Annotated in this window: 26 protein-coding genes and 4 pseudogenes; all 30 read left to right on the forward strand. The window is 64.4% G+C overall.

Features of this window, described 5'->3' with window-relative positions; genetic code table 11:
- Positions 1 to 135 precede the first annotated feature (135 nt).
- The 30 genes and pseudogenes from E6W36_RS19080 to E6W36_RS11610 all read left to right on the forward strand — a co-directional run bounded on the left by E6W36_RS19080 (position 136) and on the right by E6W36_RS11610 (position 18948).
- Positions 136 to 471 carry a multiubiquitin domain-containing protein gene (locus E6W36_RS19080; protein ID WP_246047605.1) on the forward strand — a complete coding sequence of 112 codons (336 nt, stop codon included), beginning with the start codon at positions 136 to 138 and terminating at the stop codon, positions 469 to 471.
- Positions 450 to 752: a multiubiquitin domain-containing protein gene (locus E6W36_RS19085; protein WP_246048325.1), complete on the forward strand. Its 303-nt coding sequence runs from the start codon at positions 450 to 452 to the stop codon at positions 750 to 752. The genes E6W36_RS19080 and E6W36_RS19085 overlap by 22 nt, the downstream gene beginning before the upstream one ends.
- Entirely contained in the window at positions 727 to 1407 is a 681-nt protein-coding gene (locus E6W36_RS19090; RefSeq protein ID WP_246047607.1) for a DUF6791 domain-containing protein, read from the forward strand. Before E6W36_RS19085 ends, E6W36_RS19090 begins: the two co-directional genes overlap by 26 nt.
- A 43-nt stretch (positions 1408 to 1450) precedes the next feature.
- Positions 1451 to 1897, forward strand: coding sequence for a hypothetical protein (locus tag E6W36_RS19095; protein WP_246047609.1), 447 nt, complete (start codon positions 1451 to 1453; stop codon positions 1895 to 1897).
- A gap of 77 nt (positions 1898 to 1974) precedes the next feature.
- Positions 1975 to 2330: pseudogene (locus E6W36_RS11500) on the forward strand (ubiquitination-like system serine protease family protein).
- 282 nt (positions 2331 to 2612) lie between these two features.
- Complete coding sequence (locus E6W36_RS11505; RefSeq protein WP_222872668.1) at positions 2613 to 2849, forward strand: DUF2158 domain-containing protein; 237 nt, start codon at positions 2613 to 2615, stop codon at positions 2847 to 2849.
- An 11-nt stretch (positions 2850 to 2860) separates the two neighbouring features.
- The gene (locus E6W36_RS11510; RefSeq protein ID WP_222872669.1) at positions 2861 to 3214 is read left to right on the forward strand and encodes a caspase family protein; all 354 of its coding nucleotides are present in this window, start codon (positions 2861 to 2863) and stop codon (positions 3212 to 3214) included.
- 76 nt (positions 3215 to 3290) lie between these two features.
- The gene (locus tag E6W36_RS11515; protein ID WP_222872670.1) at positions 3291 to 4190 is read left to right on the forward strand and encodes a DEAD/DEAH box helicase; all 900 of its coding nucleotides are present in this window, start codon (positions 3291 to 3293) and stop codon (positions 4188 to 4190) included.
- Positions 4187 to 4909 carry a helicase-related protein gene (locus E6W36_RS11520; protein ID WP_222872671.1) on the forward strand — a complete coding sequence of 241 codons (723 nt, stop codon included), beginning with the start codon at positions 4187 to 4189 and terminating at the stop codon, positions 4907 to 4909. Before E6W36_RS11515 ends, E6W36_RS11520 begins: the two co-directional genes overlap by 4 nt.
- A complete protein-coding gene (locus tag E6W36_RS11525) occupies positions 4906 to 5520 on the forward strand; it encodes a hypothetical protein (protein ID WP_222872672.1) in 615 nt (204 codons plus the stop codon). Before E6W36_RS11520 ends, E6W36_RS11525 begins: the two co-directional genes overlap by 4 nt.
- Positions 5517 to 6089 carry a hypothetical protein gene (locus E6W36_RS11530; RefSeq protein WP_222872673.1) on the forward strand — a complete coding sequence of 191 codons (573 nt, stop codon included), beginning with the start codon at positions 5517 to 5519 and terminating at the stop codon, positions 6087 to 6089. The genes E6W36_RS11525 and E6W36_RS11530 overlap by 4 nt, the downstream gene beginning before the upstream one ends.
- Positions 6090 to 7116: 1027 nt before the next feature.
- Positions 7117 to 7535, forward strand: a pseudogene (locus E6W36_RS19100) (sigma-54 factor interaction domain-containing protein); the annotation flags it as partial.
- Positions 7536 to 8045, forward strand: coding sequence for an AAA-type ATPase lid domain-containing protein (locus tag E6W36_RS19105; protein ID WP_246048326.1), 510 nt, complete (start codon positions 7536 to 7538; stop codon positions 8043 to 8045).
- 24 nt (positions 8046 to 8069) lie between these two features.
- The gene (locus E6W36_RS11540) at positions 8070 to 8294 is read left to right on the forward strand and encodes a hypothetical protein (protein WP_222872674.1); all 225 of its coding nucleotides are present in this window, start codon (positions 8070 to 8072) and stop codon (positions 8292 to 8294) included.
- 216 nt (positions 8295 to 8510) lie between these two features.
- Complete coding sequence (locus E6W36_RS11545; RefSeq protein WP_246047611.1) at positions 8511 to 9356, forward strand: NADH-quinone oxidoreductase subunit B family protein; 846 nt, start codon at positions 8511 to 8513, stop codon at positions 9354 to 9356.
- 163 nt (positions 9357 to 9519) lie between these two features.
- Positions 9520 to 10941: a nickel-dependent hydrogenase large subunit gene (locus tag E6W36_RS11550; RefSeq protein ID WP_222872675.1), complete on the forward strand. Its 1422-nt coding sequence runs from the start codon at positions 9520 to 9522 to the stop codon at positions 10939 to 10941.
- Positions 10850 to 11113: a nickel-dependent hydrogenase large subunit gene (locus E6W36_RS20795; protein ID WP_281277314.1), complete on the forward strand. Its 264-nt coding sequence runs from the start codon at positions 10850 to 10852 to the stop codon at positions 11111 to 11113. The genes E6W36_RS11550 and E6W36_RS20795 overlap by 92 nt, the downstream gene beginning before the upstream one ends.
- Before the next feature lie 82 nt (positions 11114 to 11195).
- Entirely contained in the window at positions 11196 to 11582 is a 387-nt protein-coding gene (locus E6W36_RS11560; RefSeq protein WP_222872676.1) for a hypothetical protein, read from the forward strand.
- Between the two features lie 40 nt (positions 11583 to 11622).
- A complete protein-coding gene (locus E6W36_RS11565) occupies positions 11623 to 11919 on the forward strand; it encodes a hypothetical protein (RefSeq protein ID WP_246047613.1) in 297 nt (98 codons plus the stop codon).
- Entirely contained in the window at positions 11916 to 12392 is a 477-nt protein-coding gene (locus E6W36_RS11570) for a hydrogenase maturation protease (protein ID WP_246047618.1), read from the forward strand. The genes E6W36_RS11565 and E6W36_RS11570 overlap by 4 nt, the downstream gene beginning before the upstream one ends.
- A gap of 6 nt (positions 12393 to 12398) precedes the next feature.
- Entirely contained in the window at positions 12399 to 12713 is a 315-nt protein-coding gene (locus E6W36_RS11575) for a hypothetical protein (RefSeq protein ID WP_222872678.1), read from the forward strand.
- 193 nt (positions 12714 to 12906) lie between these two features.
- Positions 12907 to 13833, forward strand: coding sequence for a tetratricopeptide repeat protein (locus tag E6W36_RS11580; RefSeq protein ID WP_246047619.1), 927 nt, complete (start codon positions 12907 to 12909; stop codon positions 13831 to 13833).
- A gap of 53 nt (positions 13834 to 13886) precedes the next feature.
- On the forward strand, positions 13887 to 14027 hold the full coding sequence (locus E6W36_RS11585) for a hypothetical protein (RefSeq protein WP_222874539.1): 141 nt from the start codon (positions 13887 to 13889) through the stop codon (positions 14025 to 14027).
- Positions 14028 to 14037: 10 nt separating this feature from the next.
- Positions 14038 to 14259 (forward strand): hypothetical protein, encoded by a 222-nt coding sequence (locus E6W36_RS11590; protein WP_222872679.1) that lies wholly within the window; start codon positions 14038 to 14040, stop codon positions 14257 to 14259.
- Positions 14260 to 14493: 234 nt separating this feature from the next.
- Positions 14494 to 15048, forward strand: coding sequence for a NifU family protein (locus E6W36_RS11595; RefSeq protein WP_246047621.1), 555 nt, complete (start codon positions 14494 to 14496; stop codon positions 15046 to 15048).
- Between the two features lie 168 nt (positions 15049 to 15216).
- Complete coding sequence (locus E6W36_RS19110) at positions 15217 to 15540, forward strand: hypothetical protein (protein ID WP_246047623.1); 324 nt, start codon at positions 15217 to 15219, stop codon at positions 15538 to 15540.
- On the forward strand, positions 15471 to 15884 hold the full coding sequence (locus tag E6W36_RS19115) for an NHL repeat-containing protein (protein ID WP_246047625.1): 414 nt from the start codon (positions 15471 to 15473) through the stop codon (positions 15882 to 15884). Before E6W36_RS19110 ends, E6W36_RS19115 begins: the two co-directional genes overlap by 70 nt.
- A gap of 146 nt (positions 15885 to 16030) precedes the next feature.
- Positions 16031 to 16654, forward strand: a pseudogene (locus tag E6W36_RS22175) (acylphosphatase); the annotation flags it as partial.
- Between the two features lie 121 nt (positions 16655 to 16775).
- A pseudogene (hypF, locus tag E6W36_RS22180) lies at positions 16776 to 18683 on the forward strand (carbamoyltransferase HypF); the annotation flags it as partial.
- A complete protein-coding gene (locus tag E6W36_RS11610) occupies positions 18652 to 18948 on the forward strand; it encodes a HypC/HybG/HupF family hydrogenase formation chaperone (protein ID WP_222872680.1) in 297 nt (98 codons plus the stop codon). The pseudogene hypF and the gene E6W36_RS11610, both read left to right, overlap by 32 nt.
- Positions 18949 to 18952: the final 4 nt, after the last annotated feature.

Consider the following 18952-nt stretch of genomic DNA (forward strand, 5'->3'; position numbering starts at 1 on the left):
CAATCTTATGAACACCGAAGAACTTCTTGACTACGACGATCTCGGCGACGCCCTGCGCGAAGGCCGGGCGTTGCGTCCGGCGCGGGGTATCGCTTTCTCCTCGCGCAGGGCGATCTCAACTTCCAGTCCCGCCTGGTGGGCGATCCGGTGCCGCTCGGCCGCCAGTTGCTCGAGGCCGCGGCACTCGACCCGCGGGACGGCTACAGCCTCGTCGCGATCCTGCCCTCGGGCGATTTCGAAGACGTGAGGCTCAACGAGCCGTTCGACCTGCGCGAGCGCGGCGCCGAGCGTTTCATCGCCTTCCAGACCGACCGCGACTTCAAGCTGACCCTCAACGACGACGAGCTGCGCTGGGGCAAGCCGGTCATCAGCGGCACGATCCTCTACGGCCTCGCCAAGCCGGACGACGGCGAGGGGTTTTCCTCGAAGTTCCCGGCGGCGAAGACCGGCTGGTCGAACACGGCGAGCTGATCGATCTGACCCAGCCCGGCATCGAGCGGTTCATCACCGCGCGGCTGACCTTCGAGATCATCGTCAATTCGCGGCCGCGCACGGTGAACGCCCGCACGGTGACGTTTGAGCAGATCGTCCAGCTCGCCTTCCCGGGCCAGCACGAGCCCAACGTCGTCTTCTCGATGACCTACCGGCACGCGGCGTCGACGCCGCACGCCGGTGAGCTCGGGGCCGGCGGAACCGTCAACGTCAAGAAGAAGGGCACGGTGTTCAATGTCACGCGCACTGTTCAGTCGTAATCCGGACCTCAAGCGGCTGCTGGACGAAGGATACTTCGTCCAGCAGCAGGGCGGGTATCTCGTCATGCGCGAGGTGCCCTATGTCGATGCGCGCCGGGAGGTGCGCATCGGCACCCTCATCTCCAGCCTCACGCTTGCCGGAGATCAGACGCGCACGCCCGACACCCATGTCGTCCACTGGGACGGTGACTTCCCCTGCCACGCCGATGGCTCGCGCATCCAGGGCATCTCGCACGCGGCCGGCGCCTTCGATCTCGGCCACGGCCTGAAGGCGACGCACAGCTTCTCCAGCAAGCCGGATGGGGGTTACACCGACTACCACCACAAGATGACGAGCTACGCGAACATCATCGCGGGTCCGGCCGCGGTGCTGAAACCCGGCACGACGGCTCGCACTTTCCGCGAGCCGGAACAGGAGGAAGAGAGCGTCTTCAACTACGTCGAGACCGCCTCCGATCGTGTCGGGATCGGCGTCCTCACCGAGCGGCTCATCAGCGAGCGGGTCGCCATCATCGGCGGCGGCGGCACCGGCGGCTACATTCTGGACTTCGTCGCCAAGACGCCGGTCCGCGAAATCCGCCTATTCGACAGCGACGAGTTCCTAACCCACAACGCGTTTCGGGCCGGGGCCTCCGAGTCTCGAGGAACTGCGTGAAGCGCCGAAGAAGGTCGACTATCTGAAGCGCATCTACAGCCGGATGCACCGGAACATCGTGGCGCACGACGTCGCGCTCGGCGCCGACAACATCCACCTCCTTGACGGCATCACCTTCGCGTTCCTGTCTCTCGATGCGGGTGACGCGAAGCGGTTGATCGTCGAGAAGCTCGAGGCGATCGGTGCCGCGTTCGTCGATGTCGGCATGGGTCTTGAGCTCGACGACGGATCGCTCGGCGGCATCCTGCGGGTGACCGCCAGCACGCCGGAGAAGCGGGATCACGCCCGGCAGCGCATCTCCTTCGTCGGCGGCGGCGCGAAGGACATCTACGCCTCCAACATTCAGGTCGCCGATCTCAACGCCTTGAATGCGGTCCTCGCGGTCGTGAAGTGGAAGAAGATCCGCGGCTTCTATCGCGATCTCGAGCGCGAGCACCACTGCACCTACACCACCGATGGTAACATGCTGATCAACGGGGACCTGGCGTGATGCGGCACAAGCGACTCGATCATCGTTTCGTCGAACACATCCCCGAGCGCCTGGAGCCGGGCGTCCTCTATGTGTCGATGGACTATGCCACATCGGCCCATAGCTGCTGCTGTGGTTGCGGCGAGGAGGTCGTCGCCCCTTCACGCCGACGGACTGGAAGATGACGTTCGATGGCGAGACCATCTCGCTGCGGCCGTCGATCGGCAATTGGACGCTGAAATGCCGGTCACACTATGTGATCGACCGCGGCAAGGTGATCGAGGCCGGCCCCTGGAGTGACGAGCAGGTTGAAGCCGAGCGTCGTCGTGATCGCGCCGCCAAAGCGCGCTTCTACGGGCAGACGCCAGCGACCGAACCTGCCGTGCAGCCAGCTCCCGTCAAGGCGGCTCCCGGCTTCTGGCGCCGCGCCTGGCGTTGGCTATCTGGCGGATAGTGACGATAGGCCCGACGGCGGGTTGCCGTCGGGCCTATCGCGCTTCGGAACACAGCGCAGCCCTAAGAAACAAATTAAGAACATTTATTCAGGGGCTTACACGATCTTCGGTGAAATCCTTGTTCAAGGAAGGATCGGCACACCATATATTGACGTTGGGCATGGGGCGATCTCCTAGCACGTGCGTGCCTCCACCCATGGTGGTGGAGACGTGAGCGGGCTTCTTGCGACCTTCTCCGGTGCCTGGCGAGGACAGATAGGCATCGAGAAGGAGCGCGGAGAATGGATGTTACCGAATTCAAGCCCGGCGATCTTGTGCGGGTGAAGTCAGGCGGGCCGATCATGACGGTCGAGCAGGTCGGGAAGACGGCCATGCTGGAGGAGGATGCCGTCTGGTGTGTCTGGTTCGAGAAGGTGGGCAACAAGCAGGTCGCGCGGAAAGACACGTTCGCGCCGGTCGTGCTGGAGAAGGCTGAGAAGCCACGAGCCGCGTTCTCCGTCGGCGTCGTTCGGGCGTAGCGTGGTGCCTCATGCCGTTTCGCGGCCTGTTCATCGGCATCGACCGTTATAGCTCGACCGGCATTGATGAGCTGACCTGCGCGCGTCGCGACGCGACGGCGCTGGAGGCACTGTTCTTCGACACGCTGGGCGGCAGCACCGTGTTGCTGGCAGATGCGGAGGCCACGCGGCAGCGGATTGAGGACGCATTTGGCGACCTGGCCGGCTGCGGCCCCGAGGATACGGTGGTGATCGCGTTCTCCGGCCATGGGTCGGAGACGCATGAGCTCGTCACCCACGACGCGATCCCGATGATCTCGCCGGCTCTGCGATCCCGCTCGAGCTGTTGCAGGAATGGTTCTCGCGGATACCGGCGAAGCGCCTGATCCTGTTCCTCGACTGTTGTTTTTCCGGCGGCATTGGCGCGAAGGTTCTGCACGTCGATGCGAAGCCGCGCAGCCTTTGTCCGCCGAGGCGCGCTTGGCTCAGCTTGGCGGCGCCGGCCGGATCATCTTCACCGCCTCCGCGGCAACCGAGCCCGCCTATGAGCACCGCCGATTCGGGCACGGCTTTCTGACCCACTTTCTGCTGGAGGCGCTATGTGGCGCCGAGGAAGTCGTGAGCGGCGGCAAGCTCTCACTCTACCGCCTCCTCGAGCATGTTACGAGCCGCGTCAGGGCGGCCGCGCTGCAGGGCGGCAAAGAGCAGAACCCGACCATGCGCGGGAGCATCGACGGCGATGTCGAGTGGCCCGTGTTCGTGCCGGGCGCGAAGTATCGGGCGGCTTTCCCGGCGCGTCTGCCTGCCAAGGTGACGTCCGATCTTGCCAGCCTCTCGTCGGCCGGTTTCCCCGACGCGCTTGTCACCGCCTGGGCTGGAGCGATCCCGTCCTTGAATGCGCTTCAGATCGCCGCCATCACCGACTTCGGCGTGCTGGACGGCGAGAACCTGGTGGTGTCGGCCCCGACATCCTCGGGCAAGACGATGGTGGGCGAGCTCGCGGCGCTCCGGAACGTGCTGGATCGCAAACGGGCGTTGTTTCTGTTGCCGCTCAAGGCTCTCGTGGCGGACAAGCGGCGGCACTTCGAGAGCGTCTATGGCGGTTTCGGGGTCCGCACGGTGGAAGCGACGGGCGAGACGGACGACATCGCGCCTCTGCTGCGGGGCCAATACGATGTCGGTCTCCTGACCTATGAGAAGTTCGCCGCGATCGCGCTGACATTCCCTCATGTACTGGCGCAGGTCGGCGTGATCCTGATCGACGAAGCGCAGATGATCGCCGACCGTGGCCGCGGCGCGAACCTTGAGTTCATTCTGACGCTCATCCGGATGCGCCGGCGTGAGGGATCGAGCCCCAATTGATTGCGCTTTCGGCGGTGATCGGGGATACGAACGGCCTCGAGCAATGGCTCGGCGCGCGGCTCTTGCGGCGCACGGAGCGGCCCGTTCCGCTTGCGGAGGGCTTGTTGCTCGGCACCGGGCATTTCCGCTTCCTTGACCCGGAGAATGGCAATGAGTGGGTTGAGGGGCCGCTCGTTCGGCGTCTTGTCGGCGGCAAAGGATCCAGCCAGGATTGGATCATCCCGCTGGTGCGCAAGCTGGTCGCCGAAGGCCAGCAGGTGATCGTGTTTCGCGAAACCAAGGGCGAAGCGCGCGGCTGCGCCAACTATCTCGCAGAGTCGCTCGGATTGCCTCCGGCTGCCGAGGCGGTGACGCAGATGCCCGGCGGCGATCCCTCGCAGGCCAGCGCCGACTTGCGGAGCGCGCTGGGGCGCGGCGTCGCTTTCCACAACTCGGATCTCGACCGCGAAGAGCGGCGCGTCATCGAGGAAGAATTTCGCCGTAGCGGCTCGGGCCTGCGCGTAATCGCAGCCACGACAACGCTTGCGATGGGCGTGAACACGCCCGCATCATCGGTCGTCATCGCCGGCTTGAATCATACCGGCGACGAGCCCTATTCGGTGGCCGAATACAAGAACCTCGTCGGCCGCGCGGGAAGGCTCGGCTTCGCCGAGAAGGGGCTTCGTATCTGCTGGCGCTTGATCCGCGCGCCGAGCATGATCTGTGGTCGCGCTATGTGACCGCGGAGCCGGAAGACTTGGTGTCCCGCTTCCTCGACGGTACGACCGACCCGCGCTCCCTAATTATCCGCGTCCTGGTCGCGGCGCGACGAGCGGCCGGCGAAGGCGTGCCGAGCGAGGAGATTGTCGAGTTTCTGGAATCGAGCTTCGGCGCGTTCCAGGCCCGGCGCGCCCACAGCGCGTGGCAGTGGAGCCGGCCGGACCTGCTTTCGGCGCTGGCGGATTTGGAACGCCACGGCCTGGTGCAGAAGAACACCACGGGCGCGTATGAGCTAACCAAGCTGGGCCGTCTCGCTGGCGAGAGCGCGGCCGAGGTCGGGTCCATCGTCGCGCTTGTAGATTGCCTCGGATCGCTCCAGCCCCAGGACATCAACGATCCCGTCCTGATTGCCGCAGCCCAAACGACGGTCGAGGTCGATCAACTCCTCTTTCCGATCAACCGGAAAAGCACGCAGAAAGAACCCCAGCTATGGCCCAACGAGCTGCGGAGGCAAAATGTGCCGTGGCACGTCCTGAACGCGCTTCATCGGGGACCACAGACGATCATCAGGCGACGCTGCGTGCGAAGAAGGCGGTCGCTTGTCTCTTGTTCGTGTCTGGTCGCGCCATGAGCGAGATCGAGCGCGTGCTGACGCAGTTCGGCGGGGCGTTTGGCGGCGCCGCCGGCCCGATACGGGCGGTCGCAGCGCGGACTTGCGATCTGATGCCCGTCGCGGCTCGCGTCGCTGAAATCCTGCACCCGACGCTCGATCTCGGTGACCGTGTGAGACGTCTGGCGATCCGGTTGACCTATGGCGTGCCCAGCCCCGCCGTCGACCTCGCCCAGTTCGTCGGATCTGATTTGCTGCGGGGCGACTATTGCCGCTTGGCGGCCGCGCAGCTCTGTGAGCCCGAACAGATCGACGCTGCCACCGACGACCAAATTCTGGCATGCGTGGACAAGGACCGGCGCAAGCTTGCCCTTGTCCACGATGCGGCGAAGCACGTTGCCAAGCGTCGGGCCGAAGCGGTCACGCCGTCCATCCCGGTCCTCGAAGCATATGCTCCTGAATTGCGCGCAGCGGGCGCGTGCGCCGTGAGTGGAGACGATAGCGCTAAACCCAAGCCGCGCCCTGCAGGTCGAGATGGCATAATTGAATGTGGCTCGAACTGCTCTAAGGATGTTTCTGGGCAACGATGACGGTATAGACAGCGAGGCTCGAAGAAGGTGCGTCGTAGTGTAGCGTACAGACGACGAGGTCAGTCTGATGATAATTCGCAGGTGCCTCGTCGCCGTGTTCAACGATAGACGGCGAAAGGTTTGTTTTTCGAATCCGGCCGAAAAATCCAGCATTTTCAGTAGCCGGTGTTTTTGACGGCTTAGCTGACGGTATCGCGAGAAAACGAAAACTTTTTAGCGTGGAATTTCAATGCGCTATGGGTGCAGGAAATAATCGAGTGGGAATAATTTCGACTTACCCGCAGGTATCCGGGAAGACGCCAGAGGGCGACGTAAATACCGTGCTCGTCGCCAGATGATTTGGTCCTTTGGTGCTCGACGACCTTGCTGCGCTCGATCCGCCCCTGTTGCTCGGTCGACGAAACGTGCGCCGGGGCTGATAATAAACTGCGCGAAATGGAAATCTTGCTTACAATACCCCGAGTGCTACACAGAAGCGGATTCTGCAATCCCGCGGCACGTCGAGAGGAGCGAGATGTCCGGCGACCACACCGTTCTTGTCGTTTCGCGCGACGGTGAATTGATCGCTGCGGTGCGCGCGGCGCTGAAGGAAAAGGCCGACTATCGGGTGCTGATCGCCGCTGACGAGGCGAGCGGCTTGCAGCGGCTCAATGAAGTCGCGGTTCACCTCGTGCTCTACGATATCGACGACGTCGCCGACGCCGCCGACAATATCCTCACGCGTTGCCGCGTTTCGCATCCGGGCGTCTGCCGCATCGTGGTCGCGTCGCCGCATGGCGGGATCAGCGGCAGCGAAGTCGCCCGGCGCTCGGCGGCTTATCTTTACATGTTTAAGCCGCTACAGGCCGATCAGATCGCGCTCGTCGCCAAGCGCGGCCTAGAGATGAACGAATTGTCGCGCCGGCACCGGTTGCTTTCACGCGAGCTCAAGATTTCGGTCGACGACCAGATATTCGACGAACGCCACGACATGTCGGTCAAGGGCGGCTATTCGCAGTTCGAAAAGCTGGTCTATGCCAGCGCCAAGATGGCCGAACTGGTCGCGGAGGCGCGGCAGGCGGCGGCGACCAACCTGCCCGTCCTGATCCACGGCGAGACCGGCACCGGCAAGGAGCTGCTGGCGCGCGCGATCCATTTCAACTCGTCGCGCGTTGATTCGCCCATGCATGTCCAGAATTGTGGCGGAATGCTCGACGCCACGCTGCATTCGGAGCTGTTCGGCCACGTGCGCGGCGCGTTCACCGGTGCGACGACCGATCGGCTGGGGCTGTTCCGCGCGGCCGATGGCGGCACCGTGTTTCTCGACGAGATTTCGGATGTCTCCCCAGCTTTCAGGTCAGCCTCCTGCGCTTTCTGCAGGAAGGCGAAGTCAAGCCGATGGGGTCGGACAAGGTCTATCACGCCAATGTCCGCATCATCGCCGCGTCGAACCGTCCGCTCGATCAGATGGTCGAACGTGGAGAGTTCCGCCGCGACCTCTATTACCGCCTGAAAGGCTTCGCACTCCACATCCCTCCACTACGCAACCGCCCGGAGGACATTCCGGTCCTCACCGATTTCTTCATCGAGAAATATGCCGGCGTCGTCGGCCGCCGCGTCATCGGCGTCACCCGCGCCGCGCTCGCGCGGTTGCAGGCCTATCGCTATCCCGGCAATATCCGTGAACTCGAAACCGAAATCCGCCGTGCCGTGGCGCTGGCCGCAAATGGCAGCTACATTTCGGAACGCAATTTGTCCGAGGTCTTCGAGCGGGTGGTCGTGCGGGAAGAGCCGCAAAGCGACGCGGCGGCCGAGGGTGGAACATTGAAGGACATGGTCGAGCGCCTGGAGCAGCGGGTCGTCACGGCCACGCTGGAACGCTTCCGCTGGAACCAGAGCCGCGCCGCCGATGCGCTGGGCCTTTCACGCGTGGGGTTGGCCAACAAGATCAGGCGCTATGGCTTGCACGACGGGTGAAGACGCGCCGACGATGAGGACGGGATGCTGATGGGCGAGGACAACGACCGGATCGTCAGGTTCCCTTTCTCGCGCATGCCGCTGGGCGGGCGCGAGCCGCCGCGCGAACTGGGCGCCACGCCGATGACCCGGGCGTTCGGCTCGGGGCGGATGAACGCGCACGGCCACTGGTGCAGTCGCTGCCGCGGCATCTGGTTCAGCAGCTTTGGCGAAGTCGAATGCCCCAAATGCGGCAACCGGCATGGATGAGGCGTCGCTCTGCGCACGCGCCAAGGTGTAAACTTGCTTTAGCGGCCTGGCTGAATAGTTGCTTTGCAGTTGATGGCCTCGGCACAGCGGGCATGATGATAATATCTTGTAATATCGTCTAATTCACTATCGGCACGGCCCTTGCTTAAGGACTTGCACGGGCCAAGAAGCCCTGCCTCGCCCGGATGCCCCGGCGGGGAGCCTTGGGAGTGGATTATGGCAAATCTGTTGTGGCTCCAGGGTGGGGCCTGCTCCGGCAACACCATGTCGTTCCTCAACGCCGAGGAACCGAGCGCATGCGACCTGGTGACCGATTTCGGCATCAACGTATTATGGCAGCCTTCGCTGGGTCTCGAATTGGGCGACAACGTCAAGGTGATCCTCGAGAAGTGCCTTTCGGGCGAAATTCCGCTCGACATATTCGTGTTCGAGGGCACCGTCATCAACGCGCCGGACGGTACGGGTCAATGGAACCGCTTCTGCGGCCGTCCGATGAAGGATTGGGTGGCGGAGCTTTCGGCGGTCGCCCAGTTCGTCGTCGCCATCGGCGACTGCGCGACCTGGGGCGGCATACCCGCGACCGCGCCCAACCCCTCGGATAGTGTTGGCCTGCAATTCCTCAAGCGCCAGAAGGGCGGCGCGCTGGGTGCGGGCTTCACCTCGAAAGCGGGGCTGCCGGTCATCAATATTCCTGGCTGTCCCGCCCATCCCGACTGGGTAACGCAGATTCTTGTCGCCGTCGCCACCGGCCGCGCCGGAGATCTGACGCTCGATGAGTTCCAGCGGCCCAAAACCTTCTTTTCCAGCTTCACCCAGACCGGATGCACCCGCAACATGCACTTCGCCTACAAGGTTTCCACGACCGCGTTCGGCCAGCGCAAGGGTTGCCTTTATTATGATCTGGGATGTCGCGGGCCGATGACGCACAGCCCCTGCAACCGCATCCTGTGGAACCGCGTCTCGTCCAAGACCCGCGCCGGCATGCCTTGCCTGGGCTGTACCGAGCCCGAATTCCCTTCTTCGACCTCGAACCCGGCACGGTGTTCAAGACGCAGACGGTGATGGGCGTGCCCAGGATCTGCCGCTGGGCGTCGACCGGACCGGCTACGTCAAGCTCACTGCGGCGGCCAAGGGGCGGTTCCCGCCTGGGCCGAAGCCGACATCTTCGTCGTCTGAGCCCATTCACGTCTTTGGCACTTGATCGAGACATTCCCGGAGAATTCACATGGCTGCTACACAAACACTCGACATTTCACCCGTCGGCCGCGTCGAGGGTGACCTCGACGTGCGGGTCGACATCGAAGACGGTGTCGTCACCAATGCATGGACCCAAGCGGAGATGTTCCGCGGCTTCGAACTGATCCTCAAGAACAAGGATCCGCAGGCGGGGCTGGTTGTCACGCCACGCGCTTGCGGCATTTGCGGCGCCTCGCATCTGACCTGCGCGGCCTGGGCGCTCGACACCGCCTGGAGCACGACCGTGCCGCGCAACGCAATCCTCGCGCGCAATCTTGGCCAGCTCGTGGAGTCGATCCAGTCGCTGCCGCGCCATCATTATGGCCTGTTCATGATCGACTTCACCAACCAGAACTATGCGAAGTCGGCGTTCTACGAAGAGGCGGTGAAGCGTTATTCACCTTTCACCGGCACATCCTATGAAGCGGGCGTCACCATCTCCGGCCGTCCGGTCGAAATCTATGCGCTGCTCGGCGGGCAATGGCCGCATTCCTCGTTCATGGTGCCGGGCGGCGTGATGTGCGCACCGACGCTGACCGACGTCACCCGCGCCTGGTCGATCCTCGAACACTTCCGCCGGAACTGGATCGAGCCGTTGTGGTTCGGCTGCTCGATGGAGCGCTACGAGCAGATCAGGAGCTACGACGACCTCATGGTCTGGCTCGACGAGCGGCCCGAGCATGCCAATTCCGACCTTGGCATGTACATCCGCATGTCGCTCGATATCGGCCTCGACAAGTACGGCAAGGGCCATGGCAAGTTCGTGAGCTGGGGCTACCTGCCGCACGAGGACAAGTACAACAAGCCGACGATCGCGGGGCGCAACGCCGCCGTCATCATGAAGTCTGGAGTCTATGACGGCGCCAGCGACACGTTCAAGCTGATGGACCAGATCAACACCCGCGAGGATACGCTCCACGCCTGGTACAATGAAGGCGGCGAGGTCCATCCGTTCAACCGCACAACCAATCCGGTGCCGAAGAACGTGATCGACACGGACGGCAAGTACAGTTGGTCGACCGCGGTGCGCCATGTCGAGAATGGCCGTCTGGAGGCCGGGCCGCTTGCCCGCCAGCTCATCGCCGGCGGTCCGCACGGCGAGGCCTGGCAGCATAGCGACCCCTGCTGCTCGACATGTATCGCAAGATGGGCGGCGCCTCGATCTACCTGCGGCATTTCGCGCGCATGCACGAGCTGTGCAAACTCTATCGCGAGGCGGAGCGCATCCTGCGCGAGTTCCGTCTCAATGATGAGTGGTACATCAAGCCCACCGAAAAGACGGGCAGGGCTGGGGCGCGACCGAAGCGATCCGTGGCGCGTTGTGCCACTGGATCGACGTGCGTGGCGGCAAGATCTTCAACTACCAGATCATCGCCCCGACCACGTGGAACGTCGGGCCGCGTGCGAGTGACGGCGAACGCGGACCGATCGAGGAAGCGCTGATCGGCACCCCTATCGCCAATCCTTCCGATCCTGTCGAAGTCGGCCATGTCTGCCGTTCGTACGACAGTTGCCTTGTCTGCACCGTCCATGCCCACGATGCAAAGACCGGCACCGAGCTGGCGCGATTCCGCACTGCCTGACGGCGGCGCGGAACTGACCGGAGGGTGCGGCGGCGCACCCTCCGGCTCGTCCAGCGAGGGAGAATCGGTAAGGGAGAGGTCGGTGCCGAAGGATGGCGATGACAAGGAGAATGCGCACGAGCGCGAACGGCTGCTTTCAAGTTATGGCGTGCTGCCGTCCGAAGCGGACCATGCCCTGTTGCTGCGAATGATCGAAGACTATCTAAACGAGGGGCTGGTAACCAAGGTTGCGCCCTTTCCAGAAACCGATCGTCAGTTTTCGGCCATTCTCGATGAGCTGCGTGAACTCGATCCCGACGATCTGCGCGCCAAACTGGTGATCTCCGGCTGGCTGCTGCGGCCCCATGGTCCGGACGAGATGCGCTGCCAGGAATGTATGTATTATCTCGTCCATCGGCGCTGGTGCGACCTGCCAGAGCTCAGCCTGCCCGCTGAGCCCGAATGGTGGTGCCGACTCTGGCGCATCTGAAGGAGGAAGAGGAATGACTTCCACCCTAGAGGATGAAGCCATGCTGCGCAAAAATATCGCGGCCATGCTGCGTGAAGGGCTGGCGACCGAAGTCTGGCCGCGCGCGGAGACATCAGAGGATGTCAACACGATCGTCCAGCGTCTGCGAACCGAGGGAACCGATCTACGCGCCAAATTGGCGATCGCTGGTTTCACCGATCACGTGATCACCGCCGACGGCCTCGAGCAGCCCTGCGAGACCTGCATGTACTATCTGGTCAACCGCCGCTTCTGTGAGCTGCCCGAGCTGATGCTGCCGGTTGATCCGGAATGGTCGTGCCGGCTCTGGCGGATATGAGCGGACCAGCAGTGGCGGTCATCGGCTGCGGCAATCCACTGCGCGGCGATGACGGTGCCGGTCCTGCGGTGATCGCCAGGCTGGCGCGAATGGGGCTGCCGGAAAATGTCGGACTGTTTGATGCCGGCACGGACGGCATGGCCGTGATGTACCGGGCGCGCGGCGCACAGCGCCTGATCATCATCGATGCGCGCGAACCGGAGGGCGCGCCCGGTGCGGTCTTCGAGGTGCCGGGCGATGCGCTTGAAGCCGAGCCGACGCACGGCGTCGGGCTCCATGCTTTCCGCTGGGATCATGCACTCTTCGTCGGGCGCAAGATCTATCGCGAAACGTTCCCCAAGATGGTCGAGGTCTATCTGATCGAGGCGGGCTCACTCGATTATGCAACCGGCCTGTCCGCATCCGTTGCCAAGGCCGCCGACCTGGTAGCCGAACGGATCGCCGCGCGTCTCGCCGTCGCAGACACGAGATAGCCCCGGATGTCCGGCACAATCGATGTCGTGCGTGGCGCCGTGCATGTCCCAGCGCTGGTGGCGCGTACCTATTTCTCCGGGGTTGATGCCGTAGCCGTCCTGATCGATGGCGCGGTGCTGCGCATCCTGCCGATCCATCATGCGGCCGCCGGAGGGTGCCTGCTCAAGCAGCGCAATGCTGCGGGCGACAGGGTCGCCGCCGCGTTCGACGTCTTCGAAAGCCGGGGTCTGGGCAATTGGGAAGCTTTTGCCTTGCCAGCCCGCTGGTCGGCCGAGGATGCCGCTCTACTCGTGGAGATACCCGAGGCGCTGATAACATAGTTTGCATATAAAAAATATGTAGACAGCCCTTCTGGAGGGCGCTCTACTTCTGAAAACGATGCGCGAGTCTCGAAGGTACGGGACCAGCCTTGGGAGAAGCGGGCGGATGACGGCGCTCAGTCGGACAGTCGATCAAGTGGCCGCCGCGGCGCGTTGTGGAAGAAAGCAGCGCGAGCACGGCCGAAAAGCCGAAATGCTCATGGAAATCGCCATGGGCCTGCAACACAAGCCGAAGCAGGCGCAGGATATACTGGCTGCCGTCGATCTATACCGCGAGGCCGCCGAGCTTTGCGGCGAAGGCGATGCGCTGCTGCTCGCCAGGATCCAGGCGCGGATGGCGACTGCCCTGATGGCGGTGCCGACCGATGACCCAACCCCGCTTGACGAGGCACGCGAAATGCTGCGACGCGCGCTGCCTCCCCTTGGCGGTCTTGGTGCAGCCGAAGAACTGGCGGAAGCCGAAATGAATCTCGGGCTCGTCCTCCAATCGCTTGCCGGGATCGGGCGTGCGCGAATCCAGGACGCGATCGGCGCTTATCAGCGCGCTCTGCGCACTTTCAGCAAGCTGTCCCATCCACGCGAATACGCAATCCTGCACAGCAATCTCGCGACCGCGTTCCTCTCGGTGCCGATGGCCAGCGACGCGGGTAAGTTGAGCGAAGCGTTGGCGGTGCAATCTTTCGAGGAGGGCCTCTCTGCGGTCAATCTGATCGACCATCCGGTCGAGTACGCAATGCTGCAGAACAACCTTGGCAATGCGCTGCAATACGCCTCTTCCAGTCATCGCGTCGAAAACGGTTTTCGTGCGCTTCAAGCCTATGATGAGGCGCTCAAGGTGCGCGACCGGCGCAACAGCCCTATCGAATATGCCAACACCATCGCCAACAAGGCCAATTGCCTGAGCAACCTGCCCGACGATCCAGAGGACGGCGATGCCGGCAACCCCGCCACCTCGCACAGGCGCTCAAGCTCTATCGCGAGGCGCGTGCGATCTTTGCCGAGGCCGGCGCGGCCGACCGCGCAGCGGGCGTGGCCGAGGCGATCCTTGAGCTGGAATGACAGTGCGCGGCGAACCCGCGCGCGCCAATGGTGGCTTTTGACAGTGAAGAAGGAGACATGACTTGCAGCCTACCCTGTTGGTTCTGGCGCTAATGCTGGAATCGTCGCCGCGCTTTGCGGCGGCGCCGTCTCGGTATCCGCATCGGCAGCGCGGCCCTTGGCAAGGAACTCGCCGCACTCATGGGCGCGCTCTATGGCGTGCTGGCCGGCACTGCCGGTGTGCTGGCCGGTCTCGCTATCCTGCAATGCATCTGAGGGAGCGGTCATGTTCGAAACGGTGATGGGCTCGGCCAAGCTATTCTTTCAGGGCAAGCTGTTTAGGGACACGGGGCTGGCCATCCGCCTGCTGTTGCTTGGCGCGCTGATTGCCGCGGCGGTGACGGTGGCGGTGGGATTGGTGCTGCCGGTCTGGGCGGCGGGTATCGCTGGCGGGTTTGTGGGCGGTGGCGTTCAGCCCTGGCTCTACCGAAACATCAAGTACGCCTGACGCCATGTCCGAGGCCGACCCCAAAGACTTGAGCCATCGCTTTCCCGGCTGCTGGGAGAGCTCGCCTCGCTAGAGGCGCTGGCCGAGAACTGGGGCGAGGCCGAACGCAGCGGTGCGCAGGCCCGGGCTACGGCAATAGACGCACTCAATGCCGAAGCCTTCCGCCGGCTGATCCGATCCCTGCGGGACCTGCCTGGCGCCGCCGAGGCGCTGCGCGATGCCGCAACGGACGAAGTGGTCTATTGCGTGCTCCGGCGGCACGGCATCCTGAAAGCCAGCCTGTTCGAGCGGGTGGAGGCGGCACTGGCGACGGTGCGCCCAACCCTTGCGGGTCACGGCGGCGACGCGGAACTGGTCGAAGTCACGGGCGAGCGCGCCGTGGTCCGCTTCCTTGGCGCCTGCGATGGGTGCCCGGCTTCGGCGCTGACATTCTATGCCGGCGTCAAGAAGGCGATCACCGAGCAGGTTCCCGAAATCCGCGAGGTCAAGCAGGCGAAAGGCCTTGGTGGGGGCGGCGATGCGGTCCACTTCACCTCGCCATTCGCGGTTCACGAAAAGGAAGGCTGGACCCGCGCGAGCAGACTGGCCGATCTTCCCGATGGCGCAACGCGGATCATCGAGCTGGACGGCCATTCGCTGCTGCTGTCCCGTTTCGGCGATACGGTCACCTGCTTCGAGAATGCCTGCGCGCATCTCGGCATGCCGATGGATCATGGCGACATGGTCGATGGCATCATTACCTGCCCACACCACGGTTTCGCTACGCACTCGAAACAGGTGAGTGCCTGACCGCGCCGGAGGTCCAGCTACAGCCGCACGCGGTGCGCGTGCGCGGTGACAATATAGAATTGAGGCTGACCTGATGGCGGCCACGCTCGCCCCTCCTTCCTTCCGCCCGGTCAAGCGGGAGGGCACGGTCCAGCCCGGCTTGCCGCTGCTGGCGCCGGTGGGCCTCGTGTGGTTCTCGGCTGGACGGAAGGCGATCTGGCCGGGCCGCTTGCTCCCGGTGCCACGAGCCTGTTCGGGCCGCGTGGCGTTTGCCTGCACGCCGATGGTTCGCTCTGGATATCGGACACCGGCCATCACCGCCTGCTCGGCTGGCGCAAGACGCCCGAAAATGACAATGCGCCGGCAGAAATCCTGATCGGCCAGCCAGGGTTCGATCACGAGGGGCGCAATGCCAAAGGGCCGCCGGGCCGGCCACGCTCAACGTGCCGACTGGAGTATGCGCGTGGCGTGGTGGTTTGGCGGTCGCCGACGCCTGGAACCACCGCGTGCTGATCTGGCATGATGTCCCCACGCGTAGCGGCCAGCCCGCTGACCTGGTGCTCGGGCAGCTTTCGGGGTGCGCCGTGCTGGCCAATCGCGGACGCGATCATCCCGATGCCGCCAGCCTCCACTGGCCTTACGGCGTCGCGGAAATTTCCGGGCGGCTTGTGGTCTGTGACAGTGGCAACCGCCGTGTGCTGGTCTGGAATGATCCTACCGCGACCGGGCAACCCGCCGATCTCGTGCTGGGCCAGCGCAGCTTCGATTGTCGCGATGAGAATGCAGGGGTGAGGTTTCGGCGCTTTCAATGCGCTGGCCGCACGGCGCGACATGGTGGTGCGGTCATCTGGCCATAGCCGATAGCGGCAACAACCGGATCATGGTGTGGGACGGCTTCCCCGATCGGGCGGGCGCGCCGTGTGATGCCGTGCTCGGCCAAGCGAACATGACGCGCTGCGATCACAACATGTCATCCTACTACCCCAGCGCGCAGGCGGTGAACATGCCTTACGCGCTCGCCGCCGCCGGGGAGCGCCTGATCGTGGCCGACACCGCCAATTCACGCCTGCTGGGCTGGAGCAACGGGGCAACGGCAAGCGATGCGCGGTGGCTGTCGTGCCAGCCCGACTTCGCCTCGAAGGGCGACAACCGCTGGGGTCGCCGAGCGCGACAGCGTGTGCTGGCCCTATGGCCTATCGACGCGGGACAATCTGGTCGGAATCGCGGACAGTGGGAACAACCGCGTACTGTTGTGGGAGTTGGCGCGGTGATCGGCGAGCGACTGATCGTGCGCGGCCAGGTGCAGGGCGTGGGCTTCCGGCCCACAGTCTGGCGACTCGCCAACGAACTCGGCCTAACCGGCGATGTGCGTAACACCAGCGAGGGTGTTGAGATCCGTGTCTGGGGTGCGGGCTCCGACGGTTTCGAAAAGGCGCTGCGCGCGGCGCTGCCGGCGCTGGCGCGGATCGACGCGGTGGAGCGCCGGCCGATCGTGGCAGCGCCGCCATCGGATTTCAGCATTGCCGCTTCGGCTGGCGAGGGCATGCACGGCGCGGTGACGCCGGACGCAGCGATCTGCGCAGACTGCCACGAGGAAATCCGCGATCCGTTCGCGCGGCGCTATCGTTACCCCTTCGCCAATTGCACCAATTGCGGCCCGCGTTTCTCGATCATCGAAAGCGGGCCTTACGACCGTGCGCGCACCACGATGCGCGGTTTCGCGATCTGCGGGGAATGCGGCGCGGAATATGCCGACCCCGCCGACCGCCGCTTCCACGCCCAGCCGATTGCCTGCCATGCCTGCGGTCCGCGCGCCTGGATCGAGCATCTGGGCGGCGGCACGGTTCAGCACGAGGCTTTTTCGATGCTGGACGATGTCGATGCGGCGGGAGGCATGCTCAAGAACGGGCATATCGTCGCGATCAAGGGGCTGGGTGGTTTCCACCTCGCCTGTGATGCCACCCGGGCCGACGTGGTCGAGACACTGCGCGCGCGCAAGGCGCGGCGCGGCAAGGCTTTCGCGCTTATGGCGCGCGACATCGAGGTGATCCGCAAGTACGCGCAGGTTTCTGATGAAGAGGCAGCGCTGCTCGCCTCGCCCGAAGCGCCGATCGTTTTGCTGCGCGCTTCGGGTGAGGCACTGCCTGACGCGGTGGCGCCTGGGCTCGATCGGATCGGTTTCATGTTGCCGTACACCCCTCCACCACCTCGTTCTGCGCCGCATGGCGCGCCCGGTGGTGATGACCTCGGGCAACCTCTCGGGCCGTCCGCAATGCACGGATAATGAAGAGGCGCGCCGGGAACTGGCGGGAATTGCCGGGTTCGCGCTGATGCATGACCGGCCGATCGCCAATCGGATCGACGATAGTGTCGCCCGGTTCGACCTGGGCCGTGTGCGTCTGCTGCGCCGCGCGCGCGGTTATGCGCCACGTGCGCTCGAGCTGCCGCACGGCTTCTCGCGCGAGACGCAATTGCTGGCGATGGGCGCGGAGCTCAAGAACTGCTTCTGCCTGGTGCGCGGCGGACAGGCGGTGCTCAGCCAGCACATGGGCGATCTGGAGGACGCCGCGACCGCAGACGACGTGCGCCGCAACCTCGCGCTCTATACCCAACTCTACGATCACCAGCCCGAAGTTATCGCCGTCGATGCCCATCCCGATTACCTCTCGACGAAACATGGCCACGAGATCGCGCATGGCGCGCCGGTTATCGCCGTGCAGCATCACCATGCCCATGTGGCTGCCTGCATGGCGGAGAACGGCCGGGCGCTTGATGCGCCGCCGGTGCTTGGCATCGTGCTCGACGGCCTTGGCATGGGCGATGACGGCACGGTCTGGGGCGGTGAGTTTCTCGTCTGCGACTATCGTGGCTATCGGCGCGCTGGGCTGTTCAAGCCGGTCGCCCTGCCCGGTGGCACGGCGGCGGTGCGCGAGCCCTGGCGCAATGCTTATGCCCATCTGATGGCGCAGATGGGGTGGGCCGAATTCGCGATGAACTTCGCTGATCTGCCCCTGTTTGAGCGCCTTTCCGTCATGCCGCGCGCGGCGCTCGACGCGATGATGGCGAAGGGTGTCAATTCGCCACGGTCGTCCTCCTGCGGTCGGCTGTTCGATGCGGCGGCGGCGATTGTCGGGCTCGCCTGGGACCGGCAGGATTACGAAGGGCAGGCGGCGATGCTGCTCGAAGCAGCGATCGATCCGGCGGCGATGTCCGAGCCCGACGATCTGGCCTATCCCTTTGCCATCCCGCTGCTAGGCGGCAAGGGCCTGCCCTATATCGAGCCGCTGGCGGTGTGGCGCGCGATGCTGGGCGACCTGCTGCTCGAAACGCCGGTCGGCGTCATCGCCGCGCGCTTTCATCGGGGTTTGGCGCGCGCGGTGCTCGCGATGACGCACCGTCTGAGCGGTGAGGGCGGACCCGACACCGTGGCGCTGAGCGGCGGCTGCTTCCAGAACGCGACCCTGTTCGCACTGATCCATGACGGGCTGGAAGCGATGGGCCTCAAGGTGCTCAGCCACTCGGCGGTGCCCGCCAACGATGGCGGCCTGGCGCTCGGTCAGGCGACGGTGGCGCTGGCCGCGTTGCAATCACAACAACAACAACGAGAATCATTGGGAGATTGTCATGTGCCTGGGTATTCCGGGGCGGATCGTTGAACTTACCGATCCGGTTCGTAAGCTGGCGATCGCCGATGTTTCCGGGGTGCGCCGGCCGGTCAATCTCGCCTGCGTGATCGGCGATGGTACCGCCGAAGATCTGCTTGGCGCGTGGGTGCTGATCCACGTCGGCTTCGCGATGAGCGTGATCGACGAGGAGCAGGCGGCTGAGACGCTGCGCGTGCTCACCGAACTGGGCGAAGCGCAGCAGGAACTGGATGCCATGCGTCAGGGCGATGCGGCGCGCGGCGCGGCGCGATGGTAAGACA

Source organism: Hankyongella ginsenosidimutans, from assembly GCF_005144965.1.
Lineage (GTDB): Bacteria > Pseudomonadota > Alphaproteobacteria > Sphingomonadales > Sphingomonadaceae > Hankyongella > Hankyongella ginsenosidimutans.